Below are 21,992 nucleotides of genomic sequence, written 5' to 3' on the forward strand. Positions count from 1 at the left end.
TCGTCTGTCGTGGTGGTACGTGCGGAAAGGGTGTCAGGAGTTCTGGTCGAGCCGCGGCAGCTCGTGGCCCATCCGGTCGCGCTTGGTGCGCAGGTAGGCCGCGTTGTGCTCGCCGGGGGCGATCTCCAGGCCCCGGCGGTCCGTCACCTTGAGGCCGTGCCCGGCCAGTGCCGCGATCTTGTCGGGGTTGTTGGTGAGCAGGGTGAGCGAGTGCACCCCGAGGTCGGCCAGCATGTGGGCGCCGATGCTGTAGTCCCGGGCGTCGGCGGGCAGGCCGAGTTCGAGGTTGGCGTCCACGGTGTCGCGGCCCTGCTCCTGGAGCTCGTAGGCGCGCAGCTTGTGGGTCAGGCCGATGCCCCGGCCCTCGTGGCCGCGCAGGTAGAGCACCACGCCGCGGCCGGCCGCGGCGACCTCGGCCAGCGCGGTCTGGAGCTGCGGGCCGCAGTCGCAGCGCAGCGAGCCGAACACGTCGCCGGTGAGGCACTCGGAGTGCATCCGGACCAGCACGTCCTCGCCGACCGGGAGCTTGCCGTCCGCGCCCAGCCCGCCCGCGACCAGGGCCACGTGCTCGACCCCGTCCAGCGTGCCCTTGTACCCGACGGCGGTGAACTCGCCGTGGATGGTCGGCAGTTGGGTGACCGCGGCACGGTCGACGTGCAGCTCGGTCCGGCGCCGGTAGGCGATCAGGTCCTCGATCGAGATGATCGCCAGACCGTGCTCGCGGGCGAACGCGACCAGCTCGGGCAGCCGGGCCATGGTGCCGTCGTCGTTGACCACCTCGGCGATCGCGCCGACCGGTGCCAGGCCGGCCAGCCGGGCCAGGTCGACGGCGGCCTCGGTGTGGCCGTCGCGGGCCAGCACCCCGCCCTCGACCGCGCGCAGCGGGAAGACGTGGCCGGGGCGGGTCAGGTCGCCCGGCTCGGTGGCGGCGGTGGCCAGCAGCTTGACGGTGCGGGCCCGGTCGGCGGCCGAGATGCCGGTGTCGACACCGTCGCGGGCGTCCACCGAGACGGCGTACGCGGTGCCCTTGCGGTCCTCGTTGACCTGGGTCATCGGGGGCAGCTTGAGCCGGTCCAGCTCCTCGCCGGTCATCGGCACGCAGATCACGCCGGAGGTGTAGCGGATGGTGAAGGCCATCAGCTCCGGGGTGGCGGCCGAGGCGGCGAAGATGATGTCGCCCTCGTTCTCGCGGTTCTCGTCGTCCACCACGATGACCGGGCGGCCGAGGGCGATCTCGGCGATGGCCCGCTCGACCGGGTCGAGCGCGAAGGCGTCGTCGATCAGGTGGCGGATGTCGTGGTCGGGCTGGATGGTCATGCCGAGACTCCCTGCAGGACGGCCGCTTGGGCGGGACGGGGGGTGCGGGTGCGCAGCCACCAGGCCCGCAGGCCGAGCAGCACCAGGACGAAGTAGAGGGCGTAGGTCAGGCCGGAGAAGGTGTAGCCGCTGGCGAAGGCGAGCGGGACGCCGACCAGGTCGACGGCGATCCAGGCGAACCAGAACTCGACCCAGCCGCGGGCCTGGGCGACCATCGCGGCCAGCGTGCCGACGAAGATGTAGGCGTCGGCCCACGGGCTCCAGGAGAGCCAGGGGTAGGCCAGGAAGACCCCCGCCAGCGCCACCGTGGCCAGTGCGGTGGCACCGACCAGCAGCAGCCGCTCGCGGCCGGTGGCGAACCGGACCTCGATCTCACCGGTGGCCTTGCGGCCCTGCCGCCAGCGGGTCCAGCCCCAGACGGCGGCCACGATCACGATGACCTGCTTGCCGATCAGCCCGGACGAGGGGTGCTCGGCCGCCAGGTACCCGGCGATCAGCAGCGCGCCGGCCAGCAGCTGGACCGGCCAGCTCAGCACCAGGCGGCGCCAGCCGAGCACCAGCCCGGTCAGGCCGAGCAGGTTGCCCACCATGTCCGCCCATTTGACCGACTGCCCGAATATCGAGAAGGCGGTGTCGTTCAGCCAGTTCACGAGGCTCCCCCAGCGAGCGGATCGGGCAGGGTACGGGTGTCGAGCAGCCGCTCGACGTACTTGGCGAGGACGTCCACCTCGAGGTTGACCGGGTCGCCGATCGCCTTGGTGCCCAACGTGGTGAGGGCGAGGGTGGCCGGGATGAGGCTCACGGTGAAGCTGTCGATCGCGGCCTCGACCACCGTGAGGCTGACGCCGTCCACGGTGATGGAGCCCTTCTCGACCAGGTAGCGGGTGATGGACTGCGGGAGCGAGAAGCGCAGCACCTCCCAGCGCGGCAGGCCCTCGGCGTCCAGGTCGCCCGGCTCGCGGGAGAGCAGGGCGCCGGTGGCGTCCACGTGGCCCTGGACCAGGTGGCCGCCGAGCCGGGCGCCGAGCGCCATGGCCCGCTCCAGGTTGACCCGGGAGCCGGGTGCGAGCGCGCCCAGGCTGGACCGGTGCAGCGTCTCGGCCATCACGTCGGCACTGAACTCGCCGGTGGCGGAGGCCAGTTGGTCAGGGGTGTCGACCACGGTCAGGCAGACGCCGTTGACCGCGATGGAGTCGCCGTGCCCGGCGTCGGAACAGACCACGGGGCCACGCAGGCGGATCCGCGACGATTCGCCGATCTCCTCGATGGAGACGACCTCGCCGAGCTCTTCGATGATGCCGGTGAACACCCGGGTTCTCCTCGCGCTTGGGGCGCGGACTCCGGGGCGGCACTGGGAGATGACACGACGAACGGCACCCGGCGGATGCACAGGGACCGGCTCCCGTGATCGAGAGCTCTCCTCCTGATCCACGGCTCTTCGGGGAGAGCCGTGGCACCGCTGGTCACCACTCGCCCGCGCACGCCTCCCATCCGGACTTTAACCGTCGGTCCAGGAATTTCACCTGGTCAACCGGCCGCTGGCTGCGGACGGGTCGCGGACTGTAACCGCCGGTTCGGATTTTCACCGACCCCGGAGTGCGCTGAACGTCACTGCTACTTCTGCGGTCATTGTGCCACGGTGCGCAAGAGGGCCGGGAGGGGGCGATGCTGTGTCCTGCTTCACTCCGTCAGGTTGCGTCCGGCGGGAATAGCGCGGGGGTGGCCGGCAGACCGGGCACGGCCAGCCGGATCGCGTGCAACTGCCCGGCGTGGCGGGCGAACTGACCGTCCGCTCCCGGACGGCGGGCGGTGGTGACGTACAGGGTGCGCAGATCGGGGCCGCCGAAGGCGCAGCTGGTCGGATGGGGGACGCCGACCGGCAGCACGGTGTCCAGGGTGCCGTCGGGGGCGTACCGGTGCAGCAGGCCGCTGCCCCAGCGGGCGACCCAGACGCCGCCCTCGGCGTCCACGGTCAGTCCGTCGGGCAGCTCGGTGGCGGCGAACGGCCGCCGGTCGCGGACGCTGCCGTCGGCCGGGTCGAAGTCGAACACGTCGATCCGGCCGGTCGGGGTGTCGGCCCAGTACATCCGGCGGCCGTCCGGGCTCCAGCCCAGGCCGTTGGAGATCGAGGCGCCGCTCACCACCTCGGTGACGCCATCCGCGTCGAGCCTGAACAGGCTTGCCCGCCGGGTGAGTTCACCCCGGGACATGGTGCCGACCCAGATCCGGCCGGCCGGGTCGGTCTTGGCGTCGTTGCAGCGGTCGGCCGCGCCGAGCGGGACGGCGACCGCACGGTCCCCCTGCACCACCCGGTCCTGCCGGACGGTGGCCCAGCCGGTGGCGGTGGGCAGCACCGCGGTCACCGGCGGGGGCAGCTCCTCCGTACTGCCGTCGGAGCAGTGCACCCGCCCGCCGGGGATGTCGACCCAGCGCAGGGTGGCGCTGCGGACGTCCCAGACCGGGCCCTCGCCCAGCTCACTGACGCGGTCGTCGATCGGCTTCATCGGGTGCGTGGTCATCTGGGCTTGACCTCCGGGAGGACGGCGAGCGCTCCGCCGTCGACGGGCAGACAGGTACCGGTGACGTACGAGGAGGCGGGCCCGGCCAGGAACGCCACCACCTCGGCGACCTCCGCCGGCGAGCAGAGCCGCCCGAGCGGGTAGGCCGCCAGGATACGGCCCAACTCGTCCTGATCCTGCCAGCGGTGGGCATTGCGCGGAACCGGCACGAACCCCGGCTCCACCACGTTGCAGCGCAGCCCGTACCGGCCCCACTCGACCGCGGCGGCCCGGGCCAGCGCGGCCAGCCCGGCCTTGGCGACGGCGTACGGGGCCATCCCGGGGGCGGCGCCGTGCGCGTGCACCGAGCCGACCAGGACCAGCGAGGCGGGGCGGCCGGCGGCGGCGCGGAGCAGTTCGGTACCGGCCTGCCAGGCCGAGACCAGGCCGGTGTCGAGCACGGCGTGCCAGCGCTCGGCGGTCAGCTCGGCCAGCGGGGCGCGGTCCTCGCCGAGCAGGGCGTGCACCAGGGCGCTCGGCGGGTGCTCGGCCAGCCGGAACGCCTCCCGGAGCACCTCCGGGTCGGTCGCGTCCCCCAACAGCGGTGTGCAGTCGGCCAGTTCGAGTACGTCGGCGGTGCGGTCGACCGCGATCACCTGGGCACCGCCGGCCCGCAGGCGGCGCACGCAGGCCCGGCCGATCCCGCCCGCCGCACCGAGCACCACGACGGAAGCCTCCATGGCCCACCCCTTTCTTTCCCGGAGAAACTATCAGCACAATTCCCTGGCCCCAAGATCGGCGGTCGGCTAGCGTGCGGGTACGTGACCTCACCGAACGCATTCCAGGCCCTGAAGTCCGGCGCCCTGACCGGCGCCGAGCAGCTCCGCGAGCTGTACGAGCAGCCGGGCGACCACGCCCGGCGCAAGCAGGTGGACAGCCTGCACGACAGCGCCCGCCGGCTGATCGGCTGCTCCTCGCTGGTGCTGATGGCCAGCACCGGAGCGGACGGCAGCTGCGACGTCACCCCGCGCGGCGGCCCGCCCGGCTTCGTCTCGGTGCTCGACGACCGCACCCTGGCCATCCCGGACGCCACCGGCAACAAGCGGCTGGACAGCCTGCACAACATCGTCGCCACCGGCCGGGTCGGGCTGCTCTTCGTCGTCCCCGGCCGGGACAGCACGCTCCGGGTCAACGGCAGCGCCTTCGTCTCGGCCGACCCGGAGCTGCTGGCCCGGCTCACCCCCGTCGGCAAGCCGCCCCGCAGCGCGGTCGTGGTGGGCGTCGAGGAGGTCTACGGCCACTGCCCCAAGGCCTTCCTACGCGGCGCCGCCTGGAAGCCCGCACAGTGGCTCGCCCCGGACGCCGCCCCCAGCTCGGCGGAGGTGACCCTCTCCCATCTGCGCGACCCCGCACTGACCATCGAGATGATCGAGCAGAACGAACGCGAGGCACTGCTGCACCGCTACGAGTGACCCACCGCCCGGCCCCGAGCAGGGTGGCGACGACCGGGCTGCCGAGGAGCTGACCACGCTGGCCGACCTGCTCCGCGGACTCGGCCGCACCCTGCCCTGAGCCCGCCCCAGCCTGCCGTTCCACGTTCCAGCCGTGAGCGCGAGGCCGGTGCGGCCGGTGCGCCAGTCGCTCGTGACATCCTGTGGCGGTGCTACTGACCAGCGATGACCGCAGTATTGAGCTGCGACCCGTGGGCTACCAGTTCGCCGCGACGAACGGTGACTCCTACGACGACAACTGGCTCGTCATCGGTGGCAGGGTGACGACCCCCGAAGGCCGTTGGACTTTCAGCGATCCAGCCCTGCTGACCGACGAGGGCCGACGGTTGTCCCGTTGGCTACGGGCTGCCGCCGGGGGAAGGATCGCCGTGGCCCAGCGGGACGGGGAAGGCGAGTGGACGCCGTCCCTGACGTTCATCGAACCGATCCTGGCCTTCAGTCTGGCCGGCCGCACCGACGGGTCGGTGACGGTCCGGGTCCATCTGTCGCTCGAGGCCTCGCCGCCATGGCGGCCGGACATCGAGGGCGACCTGACCCCGTACGAGCTGGAGATCGAGCTCACCGGGGCCGGACTGCTGAGTGCGGCCGACGAATGGGACCGTCAGTTGCAGGCCTTCCCCGCCCGTTGACCGGTGCCGACCTGTGCGGCGGGGCCTGGTGCCCTGGCCAGGGTGTTCGGGGTGATCTTCGCGCAGTGGGCGACGGCCCGGCCGTGTGGACGGGTCCTTCACGGACGCGCCAACGTGCAGTTGGCCCGCCCCCAGCGGATCGACGTCGTCCCGCTCGCAGATCAGCAGGTACTCGGCCAGGCCCCGCACGTAGGCTCGGCCGGCCGCTCAGACCGAGGCGTGCTCCTGCTCCTCCTCGAACAGGCGGGCCGCGATCGACTCGATCGCCCGGTCCAGGCTGGCCCGGTCGTCGGGGTCGGTGACGTCCCAGTCGTCCAGGTGGTGGCCGAGCCAGCGGCGCCAGGCCTCGGAGAGGCGGTCCACCTCGGCCCGGCCGGCCGGGGTGAGGTCGAGCCGACCGGCTTCGGCGGTGGCGTAGCCGGTCCGGACGGCCCGGTCGAAGGTCGGCTCCAGTACGTCGCCGGGCAGGTGGTGGGCGACCGCGATCGACTCCACGTCCGCGCCGCCGGTGAACCGGCCGCGCCAGTAGATCTGGCCAAGTGCCCAGGCCTGGGCGGGCGGCAGGCTGCTGCCGGAGTCCGCCAGGATCTGCTTCCCGACGCCGGGACGGCCCTTGGCCTTGCGCAGCAGGTTGGCCAGCGCCCGCTCCAACTGCTTGTCCGCGTCGGCGGTGTCCGGCGCGCCGAAGCCCTCACCGAGGTCGGAGGCGGCCGCCCTGGCGCTGTCGCGCAGCGGCACCTCCTTGAGGAACCAGGCCACCACGAAGCCCACCAGGGCGACCGGAACGACCCACTGGAACACGTAGTTGACGGTGTCCGCGTACGCGGTGATGAACGGCGCAGCCTGCTCCGGCGTGAGCGCGTCCAGCCCGGCCGGGCTGGACGCCGCCCCCGGCGGCACGCTCGGCTGCTCGGCCGCCGCCCGGGCCAGCCTGGGCGTCAGCTGGTTGCCGAACAGGGTGCCGAAGACGGCGGTGCCGAACGCGCTGCCGAGGGTCCGGAAGAACGTCACGCCCGAGGTGGCGGTGCCCAGTTCGTGGTACGGCACGGTGTTCTGCACCGCGATGGTGAGCACCTGCATGGCCAGCCCGATGCCGAGGCCGAACACGAACATGTAGAGCGACTCCAGCCACACCCCGGTGCCGGGGCCCATGGTGGACATGGTCCAGAGCCCGACCGCCATCACCCCGGTGCCCAGGATCGGGAAGATCCGGTACCGGCCGGTGCGGCTGACCACCACGCCGGAGAGCATCGAGGTGCCGAGCAGCCCGACCACCATCGGCAGCGTCCGCACGCCCGACATGGTGGCCGAGACCCCGTCCACGAACTGGAGGTAGGTGGGCAGGTAGGTCATCGCGCCGAGCATCGCGAAGCCGACGATGAAGCTGAGGATCGAGCAGACCGTGAAGACCGAGTTCCGGAACAGGTGCATCGGCAGCATCGGTTCCTTGGCCCGCAGCTCGACCAGCACGAAGGCGGCCAGCAGCAGCACCGAGCCGACGAACAGGCCGATGATCACCGGTGAGCCCCAGGCGTACTCGTTGCCGCCCCACTCCAGGCCGAGCACCAGGCCGGAGGCGCCGAGCGCCACCAGCACGATGCCGGCGTAGTCGATCACCGGGCGGACCGCCGCCTTGACCGAGGGGATGGTGGAGGCCGCCATCGCCACCATCACGATCGCGATCGGCACGTTGACGTAGAAGCACCAGCGCCAGGAGGCGTGGTCGGTGAACAGGCCGCCCAGGGTGGGGCCGACCACGGTGGTGACGCCGAAGACCGCGCCCAGCGCGCCCTGGTACTTGCCGCGCTCGCGCAGCGGGATCACGTCCGCGATCAGGGCCATCGCGGTGACCATCAGACCGCCGCCGCCGATGCCCTGCACCGCGCGGCCGATGATCAGCAGCATCATCCCGTTGGCGGCGCCCGAGACGATCGAGCCGACGATGAAGACCACCGCGCTCAGCTGGAACACGATCTTCCGGCCGAACAGGTCGCCGAACTTGCCGACCAGCACGGTGGCCACCGTCTCGGCCAGCAGGTAGGCGGTCACCACCCAGGCCATGTGCCCGCCGCCGCCCAGGTCGGCGACGATGGTCGGCAGGGCGGTGGAGACGATCGTCTGGTCCAGCGCGGCCATCAGCATGCCGAGCACGATGGTCGCGAAGACCACGTTGGTCTGACGGCGGCTCAGGGCGGGCGGTGCCTTGGGTGGGTCGGCTACTGCGGTGGCGGACAAGCTCCCGGGCCTCCCGAATCGGCGTACAGGTAACCCCCACCCTTGGCCCCGCCGGGAGTTGACGCCACCGCAGGCGCCAGGACGGGTGACGGCGCGCCGCTGCTACTGCTGCTGCTCCATCGCGGCCGTGTCCATCCAGACGTACTCCCAGTGGTGGCCGTCCAGGTCGTAGAAGCTGCGGCTGTACATGAAGCCCAGGTCCATCGGGTCGCCGGCCGGGCTCGCCCCGGCGGCCATCGCCCGGTCCACCCGGGTGTCGACCTCGGCCCGGTCCTCGGCGCTCAGCGCGATGATCGCCTCGGTGCTCTTCGTCGCGTCGACGACCGCCTTCTTGGTGAAGTCCTTGAACCGGGCCTCGGTGAGGAGCATCGCGTAGATGGTGTCGCTGATCACCAGACAGCTCGCGTGCTCGTCGGTGAACTGCGGATTGAACGAGTACCCCAGCGCCTCGAAGAACCGGACCGCCTTGCCGAGGTCCGAGACGGAGAGGTTGACGAAGATCTGTGTGGCCATGGACGGGCTCTCCTCCGTGCGGTGCCGACGACGGCCGGCGGGGGCTGACGGGTGCTCAGCGGGTCGGGCCGAGCGCTTCCGAGCCTGGCACCACCCGCCGCCGACCGCCTCCCGACCGTCCCCCGAACCGCCGCCGACCGCCGCCTGCACCGGCCCCGGTCAGCCGGTCGTGACCCGGGTGTCCAGAGCGGTCTGCAGCCAGTGGTGGGTGGCGCCCATGGTGGGCTCCGGGGAGCCGGAGACCTCGGCGGTGAGCTTCCAGTAGCGGCCCATCACCGCGTCCTCGCTCTGCCCCAGCAGGCCGCTGAGCTGCTGCCGGAACGCCGGGGTGTCGCGCAGCCCGCGCGAGTCGGCGTAGGCGGCGACGAAGCAGTCCACCGCCTGCTCCCCCGGCGGCCGGTAGGCCAGCAGGTCCGTCCTGGCCAGCGCGTACGCCTCGGCCAGTCCGTCGTAGAACACCTCCGGCCGGTACCCCTCCTCGTGCGGCGGGGCCGGGCGGCAGTCGGCCCGGTTGACCCCGTCGGCCAGCGCGTGCAGCCGGGCGAAGGCCAGCACCTGGGCCGGGGTCGGATCGGCCGGGGGCTGCGGCACCGCCGCGTCGAGGATCGAGGAGACCAGCCGCGCGGGCATCCGCAGCGGCAGCAGCCGGCGCCAGAACAGGGCGATCGCGGACGTGTTCGGCGGGGTGCTGACGGCGCCGATCAGCCGGAGCCGGTCGGTGCGCTCCTCGGCGGTGCAGTCCTGGATCAGCTGCAGCGCGGACTCCCGCCAGCGCAGTGCCGTCAGCTGCGAGCCGAGCTCCTTCAGCTGGCCGGCGATGACGTCCTCCAGCACCTCCTCGCGTTCGAGCACCCGGCTGACGTCGGCGACCGGCAGGTCGAGGGTGCGCAGCGAGCGGATCAGGTTGAGGCGGTCGAGCGCCTCGGGGCCGTACCGGCGGTGGCCGCCGCTGCTGCGGGCCGCCTCCGGCAGCAGGCCCTGGTCCGAATAGAAGCGGACCGTCTTGACTGTGACCCCCGCGCGCTCGGCGAGTTCTCCGATGCTCCACATGCCCCAAGCATGTCATCACTTGAATCTCCCTCAGGGGGAGCTCCTACCGTACGGACCGGAGCGGACGGCCGGAACGGCGGTCCGGCCGGCTGATCGTGTGACAAGCGGAGGAGACCGATCATGACTGCTTTCATCCTGGTGTCGGAGAGCTTCACCGGTGGCCCGGTCTGGCAGGACGTGACCGAGCGGCTGCTGGCCTCGGGCGCCGAGGTGCACCCGGCCACCCTCACCGGCATGGGCGACCGCCGGGACCAGGCGGGCCCCGGCACCGACCTGGAGACGCACATCGCGGACGTGGTGCGGCTGATCGACGAGGCCGCCGCACCCGAGCTGGTGCTGGTCGGCCACGGCTACGGCATCCACCCGGTGCTCGGCGCCGCCGACCGCAGGGCGGAGCGGGTCGCCCGGATCGTCTACCTGGACGCGGGCATGCCGCAGCACGGCGACGCCGCCATCGCCCTGATCCAGGACGCGGCGGTCCGGGAGGAGCTGACCGCCCCGGCCGGCGACGGCTGGACCCTCCCGTCCCCGGCCGCCGACGAGTGGCAGCGCTGGGGCAGCACCGAGGGCCTCGCCCCGGCCGACCTGGACCGGCTGACCGCGCTCGCCGCGCCGCAGCCCCGGGCCACCCTGACCCAGCCGCTCGAACTCTCGGGCGCGGTCGCCGCGGTGCCGACCAGCGGGATCATCTGCACCGCGAGCGGACTGAGCATCGCGGTGATCGAGCACCTGGTGACCGCGGGCCCGCCGCAGTTCCGGGTGCTCGCCGACCCCCGGGTGGGCTTCTTCGAGCTCCCCACCGGGCACTGGCCGATGCTCTCCTGCCCGGCCGAGCTGGCCGACACGCTGCTGGCGGCGGCCGCCGGGGAGGGGCACCGGATCGCCGCGCCGGCCGAGGAGGTGCCGATGTTCCTGCGGCCGTTCCTGCTGGACCTGCCGGAGTACCCGCGCGAGCGGATCGGCCGGGTCGACCTCCACCTGCCCGAGGCGGACGGGCCCCGCCCCGCCGTCGTGTTCGTCCACGGCGGCCCGCTCCCGGCCGACCTCGAGCCGATGCCGCGCGACTGGCCGCAGTACCTCGGGTACGGCCGGTACGCCGCGAGCCAGGGCGTGGTCGGGGTGACGGTGGATCACCGCCTGCACGGGCTGGCCGACTACGACCAGGCTGCCCAGGACATCGCCGAGGCGGTGGAGCTGGTCCGCGCCGACCCGCGCGTGGACGGGGACCGGGTCGCGGTCTGGTTCTTCTCCGGCGGCGGGCTGCTCAGCACCGACTGGCTCTCCGCGCCGCCGTCCTGGCTGCGCTGCCTGGCCGCCACCTACCCGGTGCTGGCGGCGCTGCCGAGCTGGAGCATCGTCGACCCCCGGTTCGCGCCCGCGAAGGCGGTCGGCGGCGCCGGCCGGCTGCCGGTCGTGCTGACCCGGGCGGGCCTGGAGGACCCCGAGATCGACGTCACGATCGAGGCGTTCCTGACGGCCGCTCAGGAGGCCGGTACGGCCGTCGAGGTGGTCGACGTGCCCAACGGCCACCACGGCTTCGAGGTGCTCGACCACACCGAGGAGTCCGTGCGGGCGGTCGAGCAGGCGATGCGCACCGTCCTGGGACACCTGCGGTCGCACTGAGCCGGCGGGACCCGGCCTGACCCGGCCTCAGGAGGGCGTATCCCCCGCCGGTGCGGCGCGGTTCTGGTACAGCTGGAGCCTGCCCGTAGGAGTCGAGGAGAGGTGCCGTCGATGCCACTGCTGGAGCCGGACCCGGAGGCCCTGCGGCCGACCACCCTGGCGGCCCCCGCCCACGACCGCCTCGGGGCGGAGCGGGCGGGCGGCACCCCGGTGGAGCTGCGACAGGGGCTGGAGGCGCTGCTCGGCTCGGGCAAGGTGCTGAGCAAGGTGTCGGACCTGGTGCGGTACGCCTCGGACGCCAGCCCGTACCGGTTCGTGCCGCAGGTGGTGGTGCTGGCCGAGACGGTGGCGGACGTGTCGGCGGTGTTCGGGTACGCGCACCGGCACGGTCGGCACGTGGTCCTGCGGGCGGCCGGCACCAGTCTCAACGGGCAGGCGCAGGGCGAGGACATCCTGGTCGACGTCCGGCGGCACTGGGCGGGCATCGAGGTCGAGGGCGAGCGGGCCAGGATCAGGCCGGGCACCACGGTGGCCCGGGCCAACGCCACCCTGGCGCGGCACGGGCGGGTGCTCGGCCCCGACCCCGCCAGTGCGATCGCCTGCACGCTGGGCGGGGTGGTGGCGAACAACTCCTCCGGGATGACTGCGGGCACCACCCGCAACTCGTACCGCACGCTCGCCTCGCTCACCGTCGTGCTGCCCTCCGGCACCGTGGTCGACACCGCCGCCCCGGACGCCGACCGGCTGCTGACCGAGCGTGAACCGGCGCTCAGCGCGGGGCTGTTGGCGCTGAAGGCGGAGATCGAGGCCGACCCGGCGCTGGTGCGGCGGATCCGGGCCAAGTACGAGATCAAGAACACCAACGGCTACCGGCTGGACGCCTTCCTCGACGCCTCGACCCCGGCCGGCATCCTGCGCGGGCTGATGGTCGGCTCCGAGGGGACCTTCGGCTTCATCGCCGAGACGGTCTTCGACACCCTGCCGCTGCACCGGCTGGTCTCGGCCGCGCTGCTGTTCTTCCCCTCGCTGCGCGCGGCGGCCGCCGCCGTTCCCGCGTTCAACGAAGCAGGCGCGCTGGCGGTGGAGTTGATGGACGGCAACACCCTGCGGGCCTCGGCCGCCGTGCCGGGCGTACCGGCCGACTGGGCCGGGCTGCCGAAGGAGACCGCCGCGCTGCTGGTGGAGTTCCGCGCCCCGGACGAGGCGGCGCTGGCGGCGGCCGAGTCGGTGGCGGCCGGGCTGCTCGCCGGGCTGCCGCTGATCACGCCGGTCGCCTCGGCGACCAACGCCTTCACCCGCGACCCGGCTGCCGTCGGCGGGTACTGGAAGGCCCGCAAGGCCTTCGTCAGCGCGATCGGTTCGGCCCGCCCGCCGGGCACCACCCTGATCACCGAGGACGTCGCCGTCCCGCCGTCCCGACTCGCGGAGGCCTGCGAGGCGCTGCTCGCGCTCCAGGCCGAACACGGTTTCGACGCCGCCGTGGCCGGGCACGCCGCGCACGGCAACCTGCACTTCCTGCTCGCCTTCGACCCGGCCCGGCAGGACGACCTGGACCGGTACGCCGCCTTCATGGCCGCGTTCTGCGAGCTGACGGTGCGGCGGTTCGACGGCTCGCTCAAGGCCGAGCACGCGACCGGGCGCAACCTCGCACCGTTCCTGGAGCTCGAATGGGGCCCGCAGGCGACCGAGTTGATGTGGCGCACCAAGCGCCTGTTCGACCCGAACGGCATCCTGGCGCCCCGGGTGGTGCTGGACCGCGACCCGGCGGCCCATCTGCGCGGGCTGAAGACCATCCCCCGGGTGGAGGCGATCGCCGACCCGTGCATCGAGTGCGGCTTCTGCGAACCGACCTGCCCGAGCGGCGACCTCACCACCACCCCGCGCCAACGGATCGTGCTGCGCCGTGAGTTGATGCGCCAGCCGGCCGACTCCCCGGTCGGGTCCGAGCTGCTGGCCGCGTACGGCTACGACGCCGTGGACACCTGCGCGGGCGACTCCACCTGCCGGCTGGCCTGCCCGGTGGGCATCGACACCGGGGCGCTGATGAAGGAGTTCAGGCACCAGCGGCACTCGCCGCGCGAGGAGCGCACCGCCGCCAAACTGGCCGAGCACTTCGGGGCGGTGGAGCGCTCGGCCAGACTCGCGGTCGGCGCGGCCGAGCGGATCGGCGACCGGCTGCTGGAGTCGGTGACCGGCGCCGCCCGGAGGGCCGTCCGCCCCGACCTGGTGCCCGCCTGGCTGCCCGCGCTCCCCGGCGCGGCGGAGCGCACCATGCCGCCGACCACCCGGCCGGGCGCCGCCGCCGTCTACTACCCCGCCTGCGTGAACCGGATCTTCGGCGAACCGAAGGGCCATCAGGGACCGACCCTGCCCGAGGCCCTGGTCGCGGTCTCGGCCCGGGCCGGTCGGCCGGTCTGGATCCCGTCCGACCTGACCGGCACCTGCTGCGCCACCATCTGGCACTCCAAGGGCTACGACCGGGGCAACGTGGTGATGGCCAACCGGATCGTCGAGGCCGCCTGGGGCTGGACGGCCGGCGGCCGGCTCCCGCTGGTGGTGGACGCCTCCTCCTGCACGCTCGGCATCGCGCACGAGGTGGTCCCGTACCTGACCGCGCGCAACCGTGAACTGCACGCCGAGCTGACGGTGCTGGACTCGATCGTCTGGGCGGCCGAACTGCTGCCCGCGCTAAAGGTGCTGCGGACGGTGGAGTCGGCCGTGCTCCACCCGACCTGCTCGATGCGGCACCTCGGCGACGAGGAGCAGCTGCGGACGGTGGCGGCGGCCTGCGCGGACGAGGTGGTGACGCCGGACGACGCGGGCTGCTGCGCCTTCGCGGGCGACCGGGGCATGCTGCACCGGGAGTTGACCGAGTCGGCCACCGAGCGGGAGGCCGCCGAGGTGACGGCCCGTCCGTTCTCGGCCCATCTCTCCGCCAACCGGATGTGCGAGGTCGGCATGGAGCACGCCACCGGCCGGCCGTACCACTCCGTCCTGCTCGAACTGGAGCGGGCGACCCGACCCTAGGGCTTCCTTGGATATGGTTAGGCTAACCTAACTCCAGGAGCCCGGATGTCCTCCCCGTCGTCGGCCACCACCCTCGCCCCGGCCCCGATCCGTCCGGCGGTCGGGGTCGACGCCCACGCCCTGTTCGCCCTCTCCGCGCCCTTCATCCGCTCCGGCGCGCTCCGCCGACGGAGCGTCGCCGACTACCGCACGGCGGCGGCCGACTTCCTGGTCTCCCCCGGGCCCGCCGGGCTGCTGGGCTGCGTCGCGCTCGGCGGGCTGCCGGACGGGGCCGCCGTGCTCTACAACTTCTGCGTGCACGGCGCCCGCCAGGGCACCGGCCTGGGCTCCGCACTCCTCGACGCCCTGCTCCACCGCGCCGACGGCCGTCCGCTCTACACCGCCACCACCGGCTCCGCCCGGCTCTTCCACCACTACGGCTTCACCGAGATCCCGGCCCGGCTGGCCCCGCCCGGCTGGGCCGCCGGCCTCGACCCGGCCCGCAACTCCCGGGTCTACCTGCGCACCTGACCCGCTCCGCCGATCGGCTCCGTTAATGGTTTGCCAGTCGGGCCACCGCTGAGGATCATGCCCACGTGACCGACGAACCCCAGCGATGGACCCAGGCCAGCGTCTACCCCGACATGTGGGCGGACCCGGACGACGACCCGCGCGACAACGGGGTGGTCCCGGAGGGCGAGCTCGCCACCCTCCAGGACTACCTGACCAACTACCGGCACACCCTGCGGATGAAGTGCGAGGGCCTGACCCCGGAGCAGCTCGCCACCCGGTCGGTGCCCCCGTCGACCATGTCCCTGCTGGGCCTGGTCCGCCACCTCGCCGAGGTGGAGCGGGACTGGCGCACCTGGGTGCTGCCGGACGTGCCGGAGCCGAAGCTGTACGGCGTCCGGGACGGCGACTTCGACGGAGCCGTCGCCGAACCGGCGGTGGTGGCGGGCGCGTTCACCGACCTGGCACGCGAACAGGCCGCGACGGACGCACTGCTGGACCGGTACCCGGACCTGGGCGAGCGGGTGGGGAAGGACGACATCTCCATCCGCGAGCTGCTGGTCCACCGGGTCGAGGAGTACGCCCGCCACTGCGGGCACGCCGACCTGCTGCGCGAGTGCGTCGACGGCCGGGTCGGGCAGTAGGGCTCACCCCTGCTCCCCCGGCCGCTTCCCCCTCTCCCCTCCCCGGGCCAGCCGCTCCCGGGCGCTGGCGCCGCGCCGCTCGATCGGCAGCACGCCGGTCGCGGCCGCCAGGCCGTACGGCGGCATGTCCCCGTAGATCGACTCGTACGAGCCGGGCTGCACGATGTAGGTCTCGTGCCAGAGGCCGACGTGCTGACCGGAGTTCTTCTCGAAGCGGTTGATCAGCGCCCAGGCCCGGCGGTGCCGCCGGTCCGGTGCGGCGGCGTACGCCATCAGCTTGTCCATCGACTCCCAGTACTGGACCAGGTAGTAGGTGCGCGGCGAGCCCGTGAGCAGCTGACCGCCCATCAGTCCGCTGTCCGGGTCCTTGGAGAGCTCGCGCAGCATCCCCGGCATGGACAGGGCGACGGGCAGCCAGTGGTGCGGCGCCCAGAAGTGGTTGATCCGCATGCCGAGCAGGAAGAGGACGACCTCGCCCTCGGCAGCAGCGGTGGTACGGCCGGGATTCGGCTTCGTGAACACGGCACCCCCTGTGATCGGGCAGTGCGCCGCTGCGCCCGCCCATGATTGGATAGCCTGGCTATTCAACAGATGGGATAGTGGCACTATTCAATGAGGGGCACAAGGGATGCGACTGTCCGACCTGAGCGAGCAGAGCCAGGTCTCGATCGCCACGATCAAGTACTACCTGCGCGAAGGACTGCTGCCGCCGGGCCACTTGGTGAACACCACCCAGGCCGACTACGACGAGTCGCACCTGCGCCGGCTGCGCCTGGTCCGGGCGATGGTCCAGGTCGGACGGATCCCGGTGGCCACCGTCCGCGAGGTGCTGACCCAGGTGGACGACGAGTCGCTGAGCCGCACCATCCGCCTGGGCGCCGCGCTCTGGGCCCTCCCCCGGCCGGCCGAGCCGGAGCCCGAGGACCCGGCCGTGCTCGCCGCCCGCCGCGAGGTCGACCTGACGCTGGCCCGGATCGGCTGGAACGACGCCGCCGAGATCGGTGAACTCTCACCCATCTACCGCGAGTTGATCACCTCGGTGGCCACCCTCAACCGGCTCGGCTACCCCCTGGACGCGGACGACCTCACCCCGTACGCCGAGCAGATGGAGCAGACCGCCGCGCACGACCTCGACCGGATGGAGCGCCACACCACCCCCGTCGAACAGGTGGAGTCCGCCATCGTCTCGGCCGTCCTGTTCGAACCCGTGCTGCTCAGCCTCCGCCGGCTGGCCCAGGAACAGGAGGCCACCCGCCGGTTCGGCCTATGAGAGGCCCGGCCGGCGGTGTCGATCCGCCGCCGGGCGGTTCGACCTAGGGGTGACGGCGCACCGACGGGGTGCGCGGGATCCGGAACGGAGCATCGCCATGGGCAAGCTGATCCACTTTGTGCACCAGTCGCTGGACGGCTTCATCGAGGGGCCGAAGGGCGAGTTCGACTGGCCCCGGATGGGCCCGGAGCTCTCCGCGTACTCGCAGGAACTGACCGGCGGCGACAAGGTGTTCCTGTACGGGCGGGTGGTCTGGGACATGATGGCGGGCTACTGGCCGCAGGCCGAGCAGCACTCGACGCACGAGCACGACCTGGCCTTCGCCCCGGTCTGGCGGGCCGCCCCCAAGGTGGTCGTCTCCCGCACGCTGGAGCGGGCGGACTGGAACACCCGGGTGATCGGCGAGAACGTGGTGGCGGAGCTCACCGCGCTCAAGGACTCCGGCCTCACCCTGCTGCTGTTCGGCGGCTCCGAACTCGCCGGGTACCTCACCGAGCACGGGCTGATCGACGAGTACCGGGTCTTCGTCCACCCGGTGGCGCTGGGCGGCGGCAAGCCGGCCTTCCGTCCGCAGCAGCACCGGATCGGCCTCGAACTGGTCGAGTCCCGGGTCCTGGACGGCGAGGTGGTGCTGCTCCGCCACCGGCCCACTCCGACCGACTGACGGTCGGACAGGCACCCGCCCCCGGGCGGACGGTGCCACCCTGGAGGCATGTTCCGCCACTCCGAGAAACTCCGCCGCCTGGCCGACCGGGACGGCGTCACGGTCCACAGTGCCACCCCCCTCGGGCCGCCCGAGCGGTGGTCGGTGCGCCTGGCCCTGCCCCCGGCACCACCGACCGCCCCGTGGGCCTTCCAGGCCCCGGGCGAGGAACCGCCCCAGGTCGGGGACGTGCTGGAGCAGTGGCTGGGCATCGCGTCCGGGCAGCACCCCCCGCTCGCCGCTCCCGAGGCCGAACAGGCGGCGCTCCGGGCCGAGTTGGTCCTGCTGCTCGGCGACCGGCTCCCCGAGTACCACCGCGCGGCCGGGCTCGGGTGATCGACGGCCGACCGGTCGGTGCCCCCCTGCTGACCAGGCCAGGACCGGCCCCGGGACACCGCTCGGTAGGATCGGCGGCATGGACGGTGACGCCGGGTGGCTGGACGAGCGCGAGGACGAGGTCTGGCGCACCTTCTTCGACATGCAGGTGCTGTTCTGGCGGCGGCTCACCCACCAGCTCCAGCAGGAGACCGGTCTCTCGGAGCCGGACTTCGCCATCCTGACCGCCCTCGCGAAGGCCCCCGAAGGCCGACTCCGCCCGTTCGAGCTGAGCGGTGTGATCCAGTTCGAGAAGAGCCGCTTGCACCATCAGCTGACCCGCATGGTCGGGCGCGGCCTGGTCACCCGTGACGCCTGCCCCGACACCTCCCGGGGCGCCGTGGTCACCCTGAGCCCGCAGGGGCGGGCCGCCATCACCGAGGCGATCCCCCGCCGGGCCGAGCACATCCGCCGCTGGCTCACCGGCCCGCTGGACGACGGCCAGCTCGACGCGCTCGGGCAGATCTCCGCGACGATGCTCGCCGCGCTGCGCACGGACGGCCCGGACACCGGGTACGACTGCGAGGCCTAGCCCGTCCGCTCCTTTCCCCCAGATGTCCTGACGTCACGTCAGGACATCGCTGTGTTGCGCCCGATGAACAATCGCCCCGGAGCGGCTCTGGCTCTCGTCGCCGGTTGACGTATCAACCCGCGCGAGCACATTCTGGGGTGACACATCAACCCGATGCATCACAGGGGGAACCATGCCCAAGATCGCCGTCATCGCCGGAAGCGTCCGCCCCGGCCGGGTCACCCGGGCCGTCGCCGAGTGGGTCACCGAGAGCGCGGCCGGCCGGCCGAACGCCGAGTACGAGCTGGTCGACCTCGCCGACCACCCGCTTCCCGCCTACGACGAGGCCACGCCGCCCCAGCTCAAGCAGTACCAGGGCAGCCACACCGTCCAATGGGCGGCGAAGATCGCCGAGTTCGACGGGTTCGTCTTCGTCACGCCGGAGTACAACCACAGCATCCCCGCTGCCCTGAAGAACGCGCTCGACTTCATCTACGGCGAATGGAACAACAAGGCGGCGGCCTTCGTCAGCTTCGGCGGGACCGGCGGCGTGCGCGCCGTGGAGCACCTCCGCCAGATCGCCTCCGAGCTCCAGCTCGCCACCGTCCAGGCCCAGTTGGCACTGCCCATCGGGGTCGACTTCCCCGAGTACCCGGCCTTCTCCCCGACCTCCACCCGCAAGGACGAACTCGTCCGAGTGCTGGACCAGTTGGAGTCCTGGTCGGCCGCCCTGGCCTCCGTCCGGGGGTAGCGGCACACCACCGGCCGCCCGGCACGCCGTCCGCCGACCCACGGGGGTGGGGCCGGACCCGGCGCCACCCGCCGGGCGGCCGGCTCACCGACCCGGGGCGTCGGCGCGGGCCGCGGCGCTCGGCCCGGAGGCCGGACCGGCTACCTGCTGCCGACCCGTACGGCCGGGGCCTGCGCCGGGTCCGGGACGACCAGGGTGCCGGTGCAGTCGGCGGTGAAGGCCTGGAGCAGGCTGTGCCGGATCCGGCCGTCCAGCACCCTGGCCGTGCCGACACCCGCTCGGACGGCGCGCAGGCAGGCTTCCATCTTGGGGAGCATGCCGGTGGCCAACTCGGGGAGCAGGCAGTCGAGTTCGCTGGCCGTCAGCCGGTCGATCACCGAGGCGGGGTCGGGCCAGTCGGCGTACAGGCCCTCGACGTCCGTCAGCACCACCAGCTGGGCGGCCCCCAGCGCGACCGCAAGCGCGGCGGCGGCGGTGTCCGCGTTGACGTTGTAGACGTGGCCGTCGGTGCCGCGCGCGATCGAGGAGACGACCGGGATCCGGCCGTCCGCGATCAGCGCCTTGACCGCGCCCGCCTCGACGTTGACGATGTCGCCGACCAGGCCGATGTCGACCTGCTCGCCGTCCACCACCGCGTACCGCTTCACCGCCGTCATGGTGTGCGCGTCCTCGCCGGTCATCCCGACCGCCCACGGGCCGTGCTCGTTGACCAACCCGACCAGCTCGCGCTGGACCTGGCCCGCCAGCACCATCCGGACCACGTCCATGGTCTCCGGCGTGGTGACCCGCAGACCGGCCGTGAAGGAGGACTCCAGGCCGAGCCGGCCCAGCTGCGCGCTGATCTGCGGGCCACCGCCGTGCACCACCACCGGATGCAGGCCGGCCTGCCGGAGCAGGACCACGTCGGCGGCGAAGGCGGCCTTCAACTCCTGGTCCACCATGGCGTTTCCGCCGAACTTGACCACCACGGTGCGGCCGCGGAGGCGCTCCAGTGACGGCAGCGCCTCCAGCAGACCAGCGCGACTGCTCAAAGCTCCCCCAAAACCCGACGTGGACCGACCGGAGTCGATCAGGTAAGGCTTACCTTACCTGTCTGTGGTGCGAGCCGTCACCACTGCGGGCAACTCCGCCTCGCCGGCCGCCTGCTGCGGCAGCGCGACGACCTGTCGCCGGGTCAGCCGACTCGCGATCGGCTCCATCCAACGGGCCGCGAGCGGCCCGAGGATGACGAGCAGGAGAACGTAGGCGGTCGCCAGCGGGCCGAGCTCGGGTTCGATCCCGGCCGTGACCGCGAGGCCCGCGATGACGATCGAGAACTCGCCCCGGGCCACCAGCGCGCCACCGGCCCGCCAGCGGCCCCGGGCCCCGATCCCGGCCCGGCGGGCCGCCCAGTAACCGGTGGCCACCTTGGTCAGCATCGTCACCACGGCCAGCGCGGCCGCCGGGAGCAGCACCGGCGGAATGCTCGCCGGGTCGGTGTTCAGCCCGAAGAAGACGAAGAACACCGCCGCGAACAGGTCCCGCAGCGGGCTGAGCAGCGTGTGCGCCCCCTCCGCCGCCTCGCCCGAGAGGGCGATGCCGACCAGGAACGCGCCCACCGCCGCCGAGACCTGGAGCTGCTGAGCGAGGCCGGCCACCAGCAGGGTCAGGCCGAGGACGACCAGCAGCAGCTTCTCCGGGTCGTCGTGGCTGACGAAGCGTGAGATCAGCCGCCCGTACCGGAGCGCGACGAACAGCACCGCGCCCGCCGTGGCGAGCGCCACCGCCAGCGTGATGCTCCCGGCGACCAGGCCGACGCCCGCCAGCAGGGCGGTCAGGATGGGCAGGTAGACCGCCATCGCCAGGTCCTCCAGCACCAGGATGCTGAGGATCACCGGCGTCTCCCGGTTGCCGAGGCGCCCGAGGTCGCCCAGCACCTTGGCGATCACCCCGGACGAGGAGATCCAGGTGACACCCGCCAGCACCACGGCGGCCACCGGTCCCCAGCCGAGCAGCAGCGCCATGCCCGCGCCGGGGAGCGCGTTCAGCGCGAAGTCCACGATCCCGGCGGGGTACTGGGTCTTCAGGTTGGTGACCAGGTCGGTCGCGGTGTACTCCAGGCCGAGCATCAGCAGCAGCAGGATCACGCCGATCTCGGCGCCGGTGGCGACGAACTCCTCACTGTGGCTCAGCGGCAGCAGGCCGCCGTGCCCGAAGGCCAGCCCGCCGAGCAGGTAGAGCGGTATCGGGGACTGCTGGTAGCGGCCGGCCAGCCGGCCGAGCAGGCCCAGCACCAGGATGATGCCGCCGAGTTCGATGAAGGTGGTGGCCGTGTGCACCGGCGCTCACTCCCTTTCCAGGATCGCGGCGGCGGTGTCGACGCCCTCGCGGGTGCCGATCACGATCAGCGTGTCGCCCCCGGCCAGCCGGAAGTCCGGCGTCGGCGAGGGGATCGCGTCGGTCCGGCGCAGCACCGCGACGATCGATGCGCCGGTGGCCGTCCGCAGCCGGGTCTCGCCCAGCAGCCTGCCGTTCCACCGGGAGGCCGCCCCGAGCGGGATGCGCTCGGCCACCAGGCCGAGGTCGGTGGTGTGCAGCAGGCCGGGGTTGTGGTGCGCGGGCATCAGCGCGTCCGCGACGGCGGCCGCCTCCGGGCCGGTCAGGTGGAGCGCGAGTGCGCAGGCGTCCGGGTCGTCGGCCCGGTAGGCGTTCAGGCTGCGCGAGCCGTCCCGGTGGGCGATCACCGAGAGCTGGCGGTGCTCACGGGTCGTCAGGTCGTACTGCACCCCGATCCCGGGCAGTGGGGTGGAACGCAACCGCGGACCGGTCATGGCGGGCCCCTCCTCGGATCAAAAGTCAATGATTGG

At 72.8% G+C, this 21,992-nt stretch carries 23 protein-coding genes and 1 riboswitch; of the genes, 11 read left to right on the forward strand and 12 right to left on the reverse strand.

Annotated features, from left to right (window positions below; translation table 11 throughout):
* Window positions 1–33 precede the first annotated feature (33 nt).
* The 5 genes from ABT118_RS07100 to ABT118_RS07120 all read right to left on the reverse strand — a co-directional run bounded on the left by ABT118_RS07100 (window position 34) and on the right by ABT118_RS07120 (window position 4,555).
* Window positions 34–1,317 (reverse strand): bifunctional 3,4-dihydroxy-2-butanone-4-phosphate synthase/GTP cyclohydrolase II, encoded by a 1,284-nt coding sequence (locus ABT118_RS07100; RefSeq protein ID WP_350645540.1) that lies wholly within the window; start codon window positions 1,315–1,317, stop codon window positions 34–36.
* Complete coding sequence (locus ABT118_RS07105) at window positions 1,314–1,907, reverse strand: nicotinamide mononucleotide transporter family protein (RefSeq protein WP_350646293.1); 594 nt, start codon at window positions 1,905–1,907, stop codon at window positions 1,314–1,316. The genes ABT118_RS07100 and ABT118_RS07105 overlap by 4 nt, the downstream gene beginning before the upstream one ends.
* A 56-nt stretch (window positions 1,908–1,963) precedes the next feature.
* On the reverse strand, window positions 1,964–2,626 hold the full coding sequence (locus ABT118_RS07110) for a riboflavin synthase (RefSeq protein WP_350645542.1): 663 nt from the start codon (window positions 2,624–2,626) through the stop codon (window positions 1,964–1,966).
* Between the two features lie 166 nt (window positions 2,627–2,792).
* Window positions 2,793–2,920, reverse strand: a riboswitch (FMN riboswitch).
* 85 nt (window positions 2,921–3,005) lie between these two features.
* Window positions 3,006–3,836, reverse strand: a complete 831-nt coding sequence (locus tag ABT118_RS07115) for an SMP-30/gluconolactonase/LRE family protein (RefSeq protein WP_350645544.1) — start codon at window positions 3,834–3,836, stop codon at window positions 3,006–3,008.
* Window positions 3,833–4,555 carry an SDR family NAD(P)-dependent oxidoreductase gene (locus ABT118_RS07120; protein WP_350645546.1) on the reverse strand — a complete coding sequence of 241 codons (723 nt, stop codon included), beginning with the start codon at window positions 4,553–4,555 and terminating at the stop codon, window positions 3,833–3,835. Before ABT118_RS07120 ends, ABT118_RS07115 begins: the two co-directional genes overlap by 4 nt.
* 81 nt (window positions 4,556–4,636) lie before the next feature.
* Here ABT118_RS07120 and ABT118_RS07125 point away from each other — a divergent pair, with 81 nt between their 5' ends.
* The gene (locus tag ABT118_RS07125) at window positions 4,637–5,287 is read left to right on the forward strand and encodes an MSMEG_1061 family FMN-dependent PPOX-type flavoprotein (RefSeq protein ID WP_350645548.1); all 651 of its coding nucleotides are present in this window, start codon (window positions 4,637–4,639) and stop codon (window positions 5,285–5,287) included.
* 188 nt (window positions 5,288–5,475) lie between these two features.
* Entirely contained in the window at window positions 5,476–5,955 is a 480-nt protein-coding gene (locus tag ABT118_RS07130; RefSeq protein ID WP_350645549.1) for a WapI family immunity protein, read from the forward strand.
* Between the two features lie 207 nt (window positions 5,956–6,162).
* Here ABT118_RS07130 and ABT118_RS07135 read toward each other — a convergent pair whose 3' ends face one another.
* From ABT118_RS07135 to ABT118_RS07145, 3 genes are all read right to left on the reverse strand, one after another.
* The gene (locus ABT118_RS07135) at window positions 6,163–8,190 is read right to left on the reverse strand and encodes an MDR family MFS transporter (RefSeq protein ID WP_502884493.1); all 2,028 of its coding nucleotides are present in this window, start codon (window positions 8,188–8,190) and stop codon (window positions 6,163–6,165) included.
* 102 nt (window positions 8,191–8,292) lie between these two features.
* Window positions 8,293–8,703 carry a VOC family protein gene (locus ABT118_RS07140; RefSeq protein ID WP_350645550.1) on the reverse strand — a complete coding sequence of 137 codons (411 nt, stop codon included), beginning with the start codon at window positions 8,701–8,703 and terminating at the stop codon, window positions 8,293–8,295.
* Between the two features lie 159 nt (window positions 8,704–8,862).
* Entirely contained in the window at window positions 8,863–9,753 is an 891-nt protein-coding gene (locus ABT118_RS07145; protein ID WP_350645551.1) for a MerR family transcriptional regulator, read from the reverse strand.
* 120 nt (window positions 9,754–9,873) lie between these two features.
* Here ABT118_RS07145 and ABT118_RS07150 point away from each other — a divergent pair, with 120 nt between their 5' ends.
* The 4 genes from ABT118_RS07150 (at window position 9,874) to ABT118_RS07165 (ending at window position 15,536) form a co-directional block, all read left to right on the forward strand.
* Window positions 9,874–11,376: an alpha/beta hydrolase gene (locus ABT118_RS07150; protein ID WP_350645552.1), complete on the forward strand. Its 1,503-nt coding sequence runs from the start codon at window positions 9,874–9,876 to the stop codon at window positions 11,374–11,376.
* Window positions 11,377–11,487: 111 nt separating this feature from the next.
* The gene (locus ABT118_RS07155) at window positions 11,488–14,403 is read left to right on the forward strand and encodes an FAD-binding and (Fe-S)-binding domain-containing protein (protein WP_350645553.1); all 2,916 of its coding nucleotides are present in this window, start codon (window positions 11,488–11,490) and stop codon (window positions 14,401–14,403) included.
* A 45-nt stretch (window positions 14,404–14,448) separates the two neighbouring features.
* Window positions 14,449–14,913, forward strand: coding sequence for a GNAT family N-acetyltransferase (locus ABT118_RS07160; protein WP_350645555.1), 465 nt, complete (start codon window positions 14,449–14,451; stop codon window positions 14,911–14,913).
* Between the two features lie 65 nt (window positions 14,914–14,978).
* The gene (locus tag ABT118_RS07165) at window positions 14,979–15,536 is read left to right on the forward strand and encodes a DinB family protein (protein ID WP_350645557.1); all 558 of its coding nucleotides are present in this window, start codon (window positions 14,979–14,981) and stop codon (window positions 15,534–15,536) included.
* A gap of 3 nt (window positions 15,537–15,539) precedes the next feature.
* Here ABT118_RS07165 and ABT118_RS07170 read toward each other — a convergent pair whose 3' ends face one another.
* Window positions 15,540–16,058: a DUF4188 domain-containing protein gene (locus ABT118_RS07170; protein ID WP_350645558.1), complete on the reverse strand. Its 519-nt coding sequence runs from the start codon at window positions 16,056–16,058 to the stop codon at window positions 15,540–15,542.
* Between the two features lie 106 nt (window positions 16,059–16,164).
* Here ABT118_RS07170 and ABT118_RS07175 point away from each other — a divergent pair, with 106 nt between their 5' ends.
* The 5 genes from ABT118_RS07175 to ABT118_RS07195 all read left to right on the forward strand — a co-directional run bounded on the left by ABT118_RS07175 (window position 16,165) and on the right by ABT118_RS07195 (window position 19,146).
* A complete protein-coding gene (locus tag ABT118_RS07175) occupies window positions 16,165–16,806 on the forward strand; it encodes a MerR family transcriptional regulator (protein ID WP_350645559.1) in 642 nt (213 codons plus the stop codon).
* Between the two features lie 97 nt (window positions 16,807–16,903).
* The gene (locus ABT118_RS07180; protein ID WP_350645560.1) at window positions 16,904–17,470 is read left to right on the forward strand and encodes a dihydrofolate reductase family protein; all 567 of its coding nucleotides are present in this window, start codon (window positions 16,904–16,906) and stop codon (window positions 17,468–17,470) included.
* A gap of 48 nt (window positions 17,471–17,518) precedes the next feature.
* A complete protein-coding gene (locus ABT118_RS07185) occupies window positions 17,519–17,845 on the forward strand; it encodes a hypothetical protein (RefSeq protein ID WP_350645561.1) in 327 nt (108 codons plus the stop codon).
* Between the two features lie 79 nt (window positions 17,846–17,924).
* Window positions 17,925–18,416 carry a MarR family winged helix-turn-helix transcriptional regulator gene (locus ABT118_RS07190; protein WP_350645562.1) on the forward strand — a complete coding sequence of 164 codons (492 nt, stop codon included), beginning with the start codon at window positions 17,925–17,927 and terminating at the stop codon, window positions 18,414–18,416.
* A gap of 172 nt (window positions 18,417–18,588) precedes the next feature.
* Entirely contained in the window at window positions 18,589–19,146 is a 558-nt protein-coding gene (locus ABT118_RS07195) for an NADPH-dependent FMN reductase (RefSeq protein WP_350645563.1), read from the forward strand.
* Between the two features lie 140 nt (window positions 19,147–19,286).
* Here ABT118_RS07195 and argB read toward each other — a convergent pair whose 3' ends face one another.
* From argB to ABT118_RS07210, 3 genes are read right to left on the reverse strand one after another with little or no spacing between them, the layout of a single operon-like run.
* Window positions 19,287–20,177, reverse strand: a complete 891-nt coding sequence (gene argB / locus ABT118_RS07200) for an acetylglutamate kinase (protein ID WP_350645565.1) — start codon at window positions 20,175–20,177, stop codon at window positions 19,287–19,289.
* A gap of 54 nt (window positions 20,178–20,231) precedes the next feature.
* Entirely contained in the window at window positions 20,232–21,464 is a 1,233-nt protein-coding gene (locus ABT118_RS07205) for a cation:proton antiporter (protein ID WP_350645567.1), read from the reverse strand.
* A 6-nt stretch (window positions 21,465–21,470) separates the two neighbouring features.
* Window positions 21,471–21,956: a cation:proton antiporter regulatory subunit gene (locus ABT118_RS07210; protein ID WP_350645569.1), complete on the reverse strand. Its 486-nt coding sequence runs from the start codon at window positions 21,954–21,956 to the stop codon at window positions 21,471–21,473.
* Between the last annotated feature and the right edge of the window lie 36 nt (window positions 21,957–21,992).

Source organism: Kitasatospora sp. NPDC002040, assembly GCF_040296785.1.
Lineage (GTDB): Bacteria > Actinomycetota > Actinomycetes > Streptomycetales > Streptomycetaceae > Kitasatospora.